This is a genomic window from Pseudomonas sp. NPDC087814, from assembly GCF_044742865.1.
GTDB lineage: Bacteria > Pseudomonadota > Gammaproteobacteria > Pseudomonadales > Pseudomonadaceae > Aquipseudomonas.
Map to the genome: position 1 here is coordinate 51,457 of NZ_JBIUVK010000005.1, position 11,633 is coordinate 63,089.

At 61.7% G+C, this 11,633-nt stretch carries 8 protein-coding genes; 2 read left to right on the plus strand and 6 right to left on the minus strand.

Going from position 1 to position 11,633, the window contains the following annotated elements:
• Positions 1-126: 126 nt before the first annotated feature.
• The 6 genes from ACIOMR_RS06155 to leuC all read right to left on the minus strand — a co-directional run bounded on the left by ACIOMR_RS06155 (position 127) and on the right by leuC (position 6,683).
• Positions 127-1,137, minus strand: a complete 1,011-nt coding sequence (locus tag ACIOMR_RS06155) for an aspartate-semialdehyde dehydrogenase (protein WP_003212668.1) — start codon at positions 1,135-1,137, stop codon at positions 127-129.
• 248 nt (positions 1,138-1,385) lie between these two features.
• On the minus strand, positions 1,386-2,498 hold the full coding sequence (gene asd / locus ACIOMR_RS06160) for an aspartate-semialdehyde dehydrogenase (protein ID WP_003212667.1): 1,113 nt from the start codon (positions 2,496-2,498) through the stop codon (positions 1,386-1,388).
• 64 nt (positions 2,499-2,562) lie between these two features.
• On the minus strand, positions 2,563-3,645 hold the full coding sequence (gene leuB, locus ACIOMR_RS06165) for a 3-isopropylmalate dehydrogenase (RefSeq protein WP_003212664.1): 1,083 nt from the start codon (positions 3,643-3,645) through the stop codon (positions 2,563-2,565).
• A 53-nt stretch (positions 3,646-3,698) separates the two neighbouring features.
• Complete coding sequence (locus ACIOMR_RS06170; RefSeq protein WP_003212662.1) at positions 3,699-4,463, minus strand: class I SAM-dependent methyltransferase; 765 nt, start codon at positions 4,461-4,463, stop codon at positions 3,699-3,701.
• Positions 4,464-4,609: 146 nt separating this feature from the next.
• Complete coding sequence (gene leuD, locus ACIOMR_RS06175) at positions 4,610-5,254, minus strand: 3-isopropylmalate dehydratase small subunit (RefSeq protein WP_003212660.1); 645 nt, start codon at positions 5,252-5,254, stop codon at positions 4,610-4,612.
• A gap of 10 nt (positions 5,255-5,264) precedes the next feature.
• Positions 5,265-6,683, minus strand: coding sequence for a 3-isopropylmalate dehydratase large subunit (gene leuC / locus ACIOMR_RS06180; RefSeq protein ID WP_008438759.1), 1,419 nt, complete (start codon positions 6,681-6,683; stop codon positions 5,265-5,267).
• A 145-nt stretch (positions 6,684-6,828) separates the two neighbouring features.
• Between leuC and ACIOMR_RS06185 the strand changes: the two genes are divergently transcribed.
• Both ACIOMR_RS06185 and ACIOMR_RS06190 read left to right on the plus strand, forming a co-directional pair.
• A complete protein-coding gene (locus ACIOMR_RS06185) occupies positions 6,829-7,719 on the plus strand; it encodes a LysR family transcriptional regulator (RefSeq protein WP_003212656.1) in 891 nt (296 codons plus the stop codon).
• 64 nt (positions 7,720-7,783) lie between these two features.
• Positions 7,784-11,089 (plus strand): bifunctional diguanylate cyclase/phosphodiesterase, encoded by a 3,306-nt coding sequence (locus ACIOMR_RS06190; protein WP_003212653.1) that lies wholly within the window; start codon positions 7,784-7,786, stop codon positions 11,087-11,089.
• The last annotated feature ends 544 nt before the right edge of the window (positions 11,090-11,633 follow it).

Sequence of the window (11,633 nt, forward strand, 5' to 3'; positions counted from 1 at the left end):
AGAAGGTGGGTAACCGCTGCCATTAGGCATGGCGAGCCGATAGGTCACCGACGCGCAATTTTTCCAGCTTGGGGCCAAGCATAGCGCTTGGCTAGAATCAATCTACAAATTGCCGCCAAGTATCTTTTACACAAGGCCTTTTATCAACAACTGCGCCAGCTGTACGGCGTTCAGTGCCGCCCCTTTGCGTACGTTATCTGACGCCAGCCACATATTTAGTTCCGCGGGGTCATCAACACCGGCACGAACCCGGCCCACGTAGACCACGTCCTGACCGACCGCATCGCCCACAGCCGTGGGGTAATCGCCCTCTTCCACCAACTCGACACCCGGTGCCGAGTCCAGGGCACGGTTGACGGCAGCGAGATCCACCGCTGCCCCCAATTGCAGTGACACAGTCAGGCTATCGCCAAAAAACACCGGGGCTTGAACGCAAGTGACGGAAATCTTTAGCAAAGGCATTTCCAGCACGGCGCGCAATTCGTGCACCAGGCGTTTTTCCAGGGCGGTGTGGCCTTGCGCGTCAGGCTTGCCGACCTGGGCCAGCAGGTTAAAGGCCATTTGCCGGTCGAAGAACTTCGGCTCCAGCGGGCGCACATTCAGCAACTCGGCGGTCTGCCGGGCGAGTTCGCTGACAGCCTCACGGCCCTGGGCGGAAACGGCGAGGTTGGCGGTGACGTTGACGCGCTGAATGTCCAGCAAGCCGCGCAGTGGCGCCAGCACCACGGCCAGGGCAGTCGCCGACGGGCTTGGGCTGCTGACCTGATAAGGTTTTTTCAGGCCATCGAGGATCTGCGCGTTGGCTTCCGGCACTACCTGCGGCGCCTGATCGGCCGGCAAGGCGCCGGACAAGTCGATCAGGGTGCAGCCCGCAGCGGTGGCGCGCGGGGCAAAACTCAAGGTGACCGCAGGGCCGGCGGCGAAGAACACCAGTTGGACTTTGCTGAAATCGAATTCATCGACTTCCCGCACCCGCACGTTCTTGCCACGAAACGGCACCGAATGCCCGGCCGACTCGCTGCTGGCCAACAGGTGCAGGCTGCCTACCGGGAAGTCCTGCTCTTCGAGGATCTGCACCAGGGTTTCGCCAACGGTGCCGGTGGCGCCGATCACGGCAATATCAAAGGTCTGGGTCATGGGGGCTGCCTCGGGCATTGCGGGGGGAGCGGCACTTTACCGGGTGGCTGGGGGTGAGGCAATTAACCTGGGGGTCGTGGTGTGGCTGATGGCCTCTTCGCGAGCAAGCCCGCTCCCACATTCGAGCGAGTTTCTTCAGTTGAAATGCGATCAAATGTGGGAGCGGGCTTGCTCGCGAAGAGGCCCGAGCGCGCAATAAAAAACCCGCGCCTGTCACCAGAACGCGGGTTTCTTATTACCAGCAGCGATTACCGCTCCAGCAAGATCCGCAGCATGCGACGCAACGGCTCAGCCGCGCCCCACAGCAGTTGGTCGCCGACGGTGAACGCGCCCAGGTACTGCGTCCCCATGTTCAGCTTGCGCAGGCGGCCAACCGGCACATTCAGGGTACCGGTCACCTTGTTCGGGCTAAGTTCCTGGATGCTGATATCACGGTTGTTCGGCACCAGCTTGACCCAAGGGTTGTGCTGGCTGATCAGCCCTTCGATATCGGCGATCGGCACGTCTTTGTTCAGCTTGATGGTCAACGCCTGGCTGTGGCAACGCATGGCGCCGATGCGCACGCAGATACCGTCCACCGGGATCGGGCTCTTGAAGCGACCGAGGATCTTGTTGGTCTCGGCCTGGGCCTTCCACTCTTCACGGCTCTGGCCGTTAGGCAGTTCCTTGTCGATCCACGGGATCAGGCTGCCGGCCAATGGCACACCGAAGTTTTCGGTCGGGTAGGCCTCGCTGCGCATGGCCTCGGCCACACGGCGGTCGATGTCGAGGATCGCGCTGGCCGGGTCAGCCAGTTGATCGGCGACAGCGGCGTGGGTCGCGCCCATCTGCTTGATCAGTTCACGCATGTTCTGCGCGCCGGCACCGGAGGCCGCCTGATAGGTCATGGCGCTCATCCACTCCACCAGGCCGGCTTCGAACAAGCCGCCCAGGCCCATCAGCATCAGGCTGACGGTGCAGTTGCCGCCGATGTAGTTCCTGGTGCCCGCGTCCAGTTGCTGGTCGATCACCTTGCGGTTGACCGGGTCCAGCACGATCACCGCGTCATCCTGCATGCGCAGGCTGGAAGCGGCGTCGATCCAGTAACCCTGCCAGCCGGCTTCGCGCAGCTTGGGGAAGACTTCGCTGGTGTAGTCGCCACCCTGGCAGGTCAGAATGACGTCGAGGGTCTTCAGTTCTTCAATGTTGTAGGCGTCCTTGAGCGGAGCAATGTCCTTGCCCACGGACGGCCCTTGACCACCTACATTGGAGGTGGTGAAAAACACCGGCTCAATAAGATCGAAATCCTGCTCTTCCAGCATCCGCTGCATGAGCACGGAACCGACCATACCGCGCCAACCGATCAGACCTACACGTTTCATCGCAACTACACCTTGTTCAAAAGTGGGCCGCCTTGCAGCAACATCTGCAAGCGGGCCCGAGAGATTACAGATTCCGCAGCGCGGCGACTACTGCGTCGCCCATTTCTTGCGTACCGACCTTGGTGCAACCCTGGGACCAGATGTCGCCAGTGCGCAGGCCCTGGTCGAGCACCAGGCTCACGGCCTGCTCGATGGCATCCGCGGCGTCGGTCAGGTTGAAGCTGTAACGCAGCATCATCGACACCGACAAAATGGTCGCCAACGGGTTGGCAATGCCCTGCCCGGCGATGTCCGGCGCCGAACCGTGGCACGGCTCGTACATGCCCTTGTTGTTGGCATCCAGGGACGCCGACGGCAGCATGCCGATGGAACCGGTAAGCATCGAGGCCTGGTCGGACAGGATGTCGCCGAACAGGTTGTCGGTGACGATCACGTCGAACTGCTTCGGTGCACGCACCAGCTGCATGGCGGCGTTGTCGACGTACATGTGGCTCAGCTCGACGTCCGGGTAGTCCTTGGCGACTTCCTCGACGATTTCACGCCACAGCTGGCTGGACGCCAATACGTTGGCCTTGTCCACCGAGCAGACCTTCTTGCCACGCACACGGGCCATGTCGAAACCGACACGGGCGATACGGCGGATTTCACTCTCGCTGTACGGCAGGGTGTCGTAGGCCTGACGCTCGCCATTCTCCAACTCGCGCACGCCCCGTGGCGAGCCGAAGTAGATACCGCCGGTCAGTTCGCGGACGATCAGGATGTCCAGGCCCGCGACGATTTCCGGCTTGAGGCTGGAAGCGTCCGCCAGTTGCGGGTAAAGGATCGCCGGGCGCAGGTTGCCGAACAGGCCCAGTTGCGCACGGATTTTCAGCAGGCCGCGCTCAGGGCGGATGTCACGCTCGATCTTGTCCCACTTCGGGCCACCCACGGCGCCCAGCAGCACGGCGTCGGCTGCGCGGGCACGCTCCAGGGTTTCGTCGGCCAGAGGCACGCCGTGCTTGTCGATGGCCGCGCCGCCGATCACGTCGTGGCTCAGTTCGAAGCCCAGGCTGTACTTGGCGTTAGCCACTTCCAGCACCTTGACCGCTTCGGCCATGATTTCCGGACCAATGCCGTCGCCAGGGAGAATCAGAATCTGCTTGCTCATGCGTTCCTCATTTCATCAAGCGACCCGCCCGTGGGCAGGTCGGGAAAAATTAATCAGCGTTCGGCCCACACCACCAGCACGTCGGTGCTGAAGGTGCCGTCGGCTTGAATCTCGAAATAATCGCGCACTTCCTGGCCCATTGCCTTTTGCAGCTCCAGGATCGCGGCACGCAATACCTCTGGGGTGCGCATGCGCTCGACCCACGAGGTGTATTCCAGGCGCAGGCGCTGGCGGCTGCTGTTGCGCACATGCAAACCGGCTTCGCTGAGCTGGCGCATCCACTCGCCGGCGGAATAGTCACGCACGTGGCTGGTGTCGCGCAGCACTTCGACGGTTTGCAGGTAAGTGTCCAACAGCGGGCTGCCCGGTGACAAGACGTCCACAAACGCGGCCACGCCACCCGGCTTGAGCACCCGGCGCACTTCACGCAGGGCCAGGCCCAGGTCGCTCCAATGGTGCGCCGAGTAGCGGCTGAACACGAAGTCGAATTCGCCATCGGCAAACGGCAGGCGCTCGGCGGCGCCGTGCACAGTGCGGATGTTGTCCAGGCCACGGTCCACGGCAGCGGCGGCGACCACGTCAAGCATCTGTTGGGATAGGTCGTACGCCACCACTTCCTTGACCAACGGTGCAACGTTGAAACTCACATGACCGGCGCCGCAACCCAGGTCCAGCAGTCGTGCAGCGCCCTGCCCGGCCAGTTCGGCCTGGAGCAGCGCGAATTCGGTGCCTTGAGCATGTACTGCGCTGCTCAGGTAGGCCGAGGCCTGTTCGCCGAATTGTTTTTGCACGACTTGGGTGTGGGCAGTGCTGGTCATGATGATGTCCCTGGTTTTTGTGTTGCTGTTGCTGGCCCTTTCGCGAGCAAGCCCGCTCCCACATTCGACCGAGTTCCTTCAGTTGAAATGCAATCAAATGTGGGAGCGGGCTTGCTCGCGAAGGGGCCAGTCCGGTCTACATGGAATCAAGCGTCGCGAAACAACCAAGGCTGGCTGGCCCGGTGTTTGGTTTCAAACGCTGCAATCGCATCGCCGTCCTGCAAGGTCAGGCCGATGTCGTCCAGGCCATTGATCAGGCAGTGCTTGCGGAAGGCGTCCACTTCAAAGTGATACACCTTGCCGTCCGGACGGGTCACGGTCTGCGCCGCCAGGTCGATGGTCAACTGGTAGCCCACATCGGCCTCCACCTGCTGGAACAACTCATCCACTTCGGCATCGCTCAAGATGATCGGCAGCAAGCCGTTCTTGAAGCTGTTGTTGAAGAAGATGTCGGCGTAGCTCGGCGCGATGATGCTGCGAAAGCCATATTCTTCCAGGGCCCACGGCGCGTGCTCACGGCTGGAGCCGCAACCGAAGTTTTCCCGGGCGAGCAACACGCTGGCACCCTGGTAACGCTCGGCGTTGAGCACAAAGTCCTTGTTCAGCGGGCGCTTGGAGTTGTCCTGGTAGGCGTAGCCCACGTCCAGGTAGCGCCACTCGTCGAACAGGTTCGGGCCAAAACCGGTGCGCTTGATCGATTTCAAGAACTGCTTGGGAATGATCTGGTCGGTGTCCACGTTGGCACGGTCCAACGGCGCGACTAAACCGGTGTGTTGAGTAAAAGCTTTCATCGGGTATTCCTCAGATCAATTCGCGAACGTCGATGAAACGACCGTTGACGGCAGCCGCAGCAGCCATGGCCGGGCTGACGAGGTGGGTACGGCCACCGGCGCCCTGACGCCCTTCGAAGTTACGGTTGGAGGTGGACGCGCAATGCTCGCCCGACTCCAAACGGTCCGGGTTCATCGCCAGGCACATCGAGCAACCCGGCTCACGCCATTCAAAACCGGCTTCGAGGAAAATCTTGTCGAGGCCTTCGGCTTCAGCCTGGGCCTTGACCAGGCCCGAACCTGGCACCACGATCGCCTGCTTGATGGTCGAGGCGACTTTGCGGCCCTTGGCGATCACCGCCGCAGCGCGCAAATCCTCGATCCGCGAGTTGGTGCAGGAGCCAATGAACACGCGATCCAGCTGGATGTCGGTAATCGCCTGGTTGGCTTTCAAGCCCATGTACTTCAAGGCGCGCTCAATGGAACCACGCTTGACCAGGTCGGTTTCCTTGGCCGGGTCCGGCACGTTCTGGTCAACGGCCAACACCATTTCCGGCGAAGTGCCCCAGCTGACTTGCGGCTTGATCTGGGCGGCATCGAGAGTAACCACGGTGTCGAACACCGCATCGGCGTCGGAAACCAGGTCTTTCCAGGCTTCGACAGCGGCGTCCCAATCAGCACCGGCAGGTGCGAACGGGCGACCCTTGACGTAGGCAATGGTCTTTTCGTCCGCCGCCACCATGCCCACGCGGGCACCGGCTTCGATGGACATGTTGCAGATAGTCATGCGGCCTTCGATGGACAGGTCGCGAATCGCGCTGCCGGCGAATTCGATGGCGTGGCCGTTACCGCCGGCGGTGCCGATCTTGCCGATCACGGCGAGGACGATGTCCTTGGCAGTGACGCCGAAAGGCAATTCACCTTCCACCGACACCAACATGTTCTTCATTTTCTTGGCGACGAGGCACTGGGTGGCGAATACATGTTCCACCTCGGAGGTACCAATACCGTGGGCCAGGGCGCCAAACGCCCCGTGGGTAGAGGTGTGGGAGTCGCCGCAGACCACGGTCATGCCGGGCAAGGTAGCGCCCTGCTCCGGGCCGATCACGTGAACGATGCCCTGGCGCACGTCATTCATCTTGAATTCGGTGATGCCATATTCGTCGCAGTAATCATCGAGGGTCTGCACCTGGAGGCGCGACACGGTGTCGACGATGGCGTCGATCCCGCCTTTACGCTCCGGGGTGGTCGGCACGTTGTGGTCCGGGGTGGCGATGATCGAGTCGACGCGCCAAGGCTTGCGCCCGGCCAGTCGCAGGCCTTCGAACGCTTGGGGCGAGGTCACTTCATGGATGATGTGACGGTCGATGTAGATCAGCGACGACCCATCATCGCGCCGTTTCACTTCATGGGAATCCCAAAGCTTGTCGTAAAGCGTTTTGCCGGCCATCACGCGGTCCTCATCAGGTGTTTCTATGCCCCGGGCCTTGAACGATTCAATAACCCTTTGGCTTGTGAGGCTGATGGTATGGCGCTACATTAAATAACTCAAATTCATATTTTTTATGCTTTGGATTACCAACTGGAATAGCACAATGGACCTGGCCAACCTCAATGCCTTTATCGCCATCGCCGAGACCGGCAGCTTCTCCGGTGCCGGTGAACGCCTGCACCTGACCCAACCGGCCATCAGCAAGCGCATCGCCGGCCTGGAGCAACAATTAAAGGTGCGCCTGTTCGACCGGCTGGGGCGTGAAGTCGGCCTCACCGAAGCCGGACGGGCGCTGCTGCCCCGGGCGTATCAGATTCTCAATGTACTGGACGACACCCGCCGCGCCCTGACCAACCTGACCGGCGAGGTCAGCGGTCGTCTCACCCTGGCCACCAGCCATCACATCGGCCTGCATCGCCTGCCGCCCGTACTGCGAACGTTTACCCGGGAATACCCGAACGTCGCCCTGGATATTCAGTTTCTCGATTCGGAAGTGGCCTACGAAGAAATCCTCCATGGCCGCGCCGAAGTGGCCGTAATCACCCTGGCGCCGGAGCCCCACACGCTGGTGCGGGCCACCCCGGTGTGGGACGACCCGCTGGATTTCGTGGTGGCGCCGGAACACAGCCTGATCAGCAACGGCAGCGTCAGCCTGGCGGACATCGCCCGACACCCGGCGGTGTTTCCCGGCGGCAACACCTTTACCCACCATATCGTGCAGCGGCTGTTCGAGGCCCAGGGCCTGACGCCAAACATCGCCATGAGCACCAACTACCTGGAAACCATCAAGATGATGGTCTCCATTGGCCTTGCCTGGAGCGTATTGCCGCGCACCATGCTCGATGACCAGGTGGCACGCATCGCTTTGCCGGGCATACAGCTCAGTCGCCAGCTAGGCTATATCGTGCACACCGAAAGGACGCTGTCGAACGCTGCGCGGGCTTTCATGAGCCTATTGGATGCACAGGTCGATCTGCCAGGGAATCAGGCTTGAATCGCCGTGGCCCGTAGACCGTGGAACCCGCGCCGAACGCCCATCGAGCCAAGGCCCTTTGATAATGCGCAACCCCGTCGATACCGTGCCACCCCTGCCCCGCATCTACGCCCTGGACCCACAGGAGGCGGAGCAAAGCTGGGACAGCGCGCCGCAACTGCTGGCGGCGCTCAACGCTGCCCGGCTGGGCGCCTGGAGCTGGGAAATCGATACCGGCCGGATCAGCTGGTCCCGAGGCACTCAGGCCCTGTTCGGCTTCGACCCGCGCCAGCCGCTGCCTGAAGACCTGGAGTACCTGGACCTGCTGGCCCCCGAGGACCGCGCCAAGGTGGTCCGGGCCTTTCATGCGGTGCTGGCCGGCGAACCCGCTGTCCAGGCCATGCACCACCGTATCCAATGGCCCGATGGCAGCCTGCACTGGCTGGAAATCAACGGCAGCCTGCTACCGGACAAGGCCGGGCGTCGTCGAATGATCGGGGTGATCCGCGAAATCACCCACCAGCGCGAGCGCGAACACGCCCTCAGCCATTCGGAAAAGCGCTTCGCCACCCTGTTCCATTTGTGCCCGCTGATGGTCCTGCTGACCCGCCAGGCGGACGGCCTGATCAGCGAAGCCAACCAGTATTTCGAGAGCCTGTTCGGCTGGCCGTTGGCCGATGCCATTGGCCGCAGCACATTGGAGCTGGGCCTCTGGGTACACCCGGAACAACGCGCGCATCTGGTCAAGGCCACCCAGCGCAAAGGCGCCCCCATCACCATGGAAGTGCAGTTTCGCGCCAGCAACGGGCAGGTCCACGATGGCACCCTCAGCGCCCAGAAAGTCGAGCTGGACGGCGAGGACTACCTGATCAGCACCTTCCTCGACACCACCGAGCGCAAGAATGCCGAGCAGGCCCTCAAGGACAGCCAGGAACGCCTGGACCTTGCCCTGGACTCGGCGCAACTGGGCACCTGGGACTGGCACATCCCCAGCGGCATGCTCTATGGCTCGGCCCGCGCCGCCCAACTGCACGGGCTGGAACCCCAACCGTTCCACGAATCCTTCGAGGCCTTCTTTGAAGGCATGCCCCAGGAAGAGCGCGAGAGCATGCGCAACGCCTACCGCACCCTGCGCGAAGGCCCGGCGGGCAACTACCAACTGACCTACCGCGTGCAACTGGAAGACGGCAGTTCGCGCTACCTGGAAAGCCGCGCCCGCCTGTATCGCGATGACACGGGCGTACCGTTGCGAATGGCCGGGACCCTGCTCGACATCACCGACCAGGTTGAACGGGAGCAGCGCCTGATCGCATCCGAAGAAAAATTCGCCAGCCTGTTCCTCGCCAGCCCCGACCCAATCTGCGTGACGCGCCTGGAGACCGGCCAGTTTATCGAGATCAACCCGGCCTTCACCCAGACCTTCGGCTGGACCGCCGCCGAGGTGCTCAACAACAACGCCGAGCAGATCGGCTTGTGGGAGGAGTCCAGCCAACGCCTGCAGCGCATCGAGCAGGTGATCCGCGAACAATCCCTGAGCAACGTGGCAATCACCGTTCATCACAAGAACGGCCAGACCCTGAACTGTGTGATATCCAGCCGCCTGATCCAGGTCAGCGACCAACCCTGCATCGTCACCACCCTGCGGGACATCACCCAACAACAACGCTCGGAAGCGGCGCTCAAGGCCAGCGAAGAGAAGTTCGCCAAGGCCTTTCATTCCAGCCCCGATGCGGTGTCGATCACCGAGCGCGATACCGGGCGCTACGTGGAGGTCAATGACGGTTTCTGCCGCCTCACCGGCTACCGCGCCGAAGAAGCGATCGGCCTGACGCTCTACCAGATCGGCATCTGGGCCGATGAAAACCAGCGCGCGGCGTTATTGGCCGAGTTGCAGATCAAGGGCCGCATTCATCACCTGGAAATGCTCTGGCACAACAAGCGCGGCGAAGTGCTGGCGGTTGAAGTGTCGGTGGAGCCCATCACCCTCAATGAAACCCCCTGCCTGTTGCTGACCGCCCGGGACGTCAGCCTGCTGAAAAACGCCCAGGCGCAGATTCGCCACCTGGCCTATCACGACCCCCTGACCAACCTGCCCAACCGCGCCCTGCTGATGGACCGCCTGAGCCAGCAGATCGCCCTGCTCAAGCGCCACAACCTGCGGGGCGCCCTGCTGTTTCTTGACCTGGACCATTTCAAGCACATCAACGATTCCCTCGGCCACCCGGTCGGCGACACGGTGCTGAAGATCGTCACTGCACGCCTTGAAGCCAGTGTGCGCATGGAAGACACCGTGGCACGCCTGGGCGGCGATGAGTTTGTGGTGCTGCTCAGCGGCCTGGAAGGCACGCGCCCGCAAGTCAGCACTCAAGTCCAGGAGCTGGCCGATACCCTGCGCGAACTGTTATCCGAACCGATGTTCCTGGATGGCCACCGCCTGCAAGTCACCCCGAGCATTGGCGTGGCGCTGATCCCCGATCACGGCTCAACCCCGGCCGATTTGCTCAAGCGCGCCGACATCGCCCTGTACCGGGCCAAGGATTCAGGGCGCAACACCATCCAGATGTTCCACAACAGCATGCAGAAAACCGCCAGCGAGCGGCTGCGCATGGAAACCGACCTGCGCCTGGCCCTGTCCCGCGGTGAGTTCAGCGTGCATTACCAACCCCAGGTGGATGCGCGCGGCAACACCATCGTCGGCGCCGAGGCCCTGGTGCGCTGGCAACATCCGCAGTTGGGCGCACAGTCCCCGACGGAATTCATCAAGGTCCTGGAAGACAGCGGCCTGATCCTTGAAGTGGGCACCTGGATCCTCGACGAAGCCTGCAGCACCTTCGCGCAGTTGATTGCCGAAGGGCTGGTAGATCCACTGAACTTCAGCCTGTGCGTCAACATCAGCCCGCGGCAGTTTCGCCAGAATGATTTTGTCGAACGGGTAGAACGCAGCCTGCGCACCCACCACCTGCCTTATACCCTGCTGAAGCTGGAGATCACCGAAGGCATCGTGATCCAGAATCTGGACGACACCATCAGCAAAATGCGCCGCCTGAAAAAGCTCGGCGTGAGTTTTGCGATGGATGATTTCGGCACCGGCTATTCGTCGCTGACCTACCTCAAGCGCCTGCCGGTGGATGCGCTGAAGATCGACCAGTCGTTTGTGCGCGACGCCACCCATGACCCCAACGATGCGGAGATCATCCGTGCCATTGTGGCCATGGCGCGCAGCTTGAACCTGGACGTCATTGCCGAAGGTGTGGAAACCCCTGAGCAACTGGCGTTTTTGCAGGGGCTTGGGTGTCATTTGTATCAGGGGTATCTGCACAGTCGGCCCTTGCCGGTGGAAGGGTTCAGGCAGGTACTGAAGCGAATGCCCCAGGCCACTTCATCGGAATAAGTTGCACCGGATTTTCCTGATGGGCAGCTGCTTTTTGAGCCTGTAGGTTCAAGTGCTTTCCATTTTCGGACGCACCGACCATGCAGGATGCAAAGCACTCCCCGGCGCCGCTAGGCGGCGCGACGCGTATGCCTGCGGTGCAACGGACGGTTACCGCATTGTTTGGCCGTCTCCCCTACCGTCACCCATTGATGGTAGGCCTCGTTGAGGTGACGTGCATGGCCGTTGTCCGCCAGGGACAACATGCCGAACAACTGGTCGCGATCATTGATTCCCCAACTGCTTTCGAGATCAATAGGGGAAGGACCCGCATAGAAAGCCGGCTCGAGATAACCGGCGCCAGGGTTGATGGACACCATGGGAGCAGACAGGGCATACAGCCAATGCTATTGAATTTCATCCATGAGCAGGAGGTTCCAGAGTCGATGAGAGTAGCCGAGGCCAACTACCTATGCGGACACAGATTGCAAGGCATATGCAGCCGGCTACCATCGGACTTGTCTTTTCTGCGCGCAGAAAAAAGACCACGAGATCTCGTGGCCTG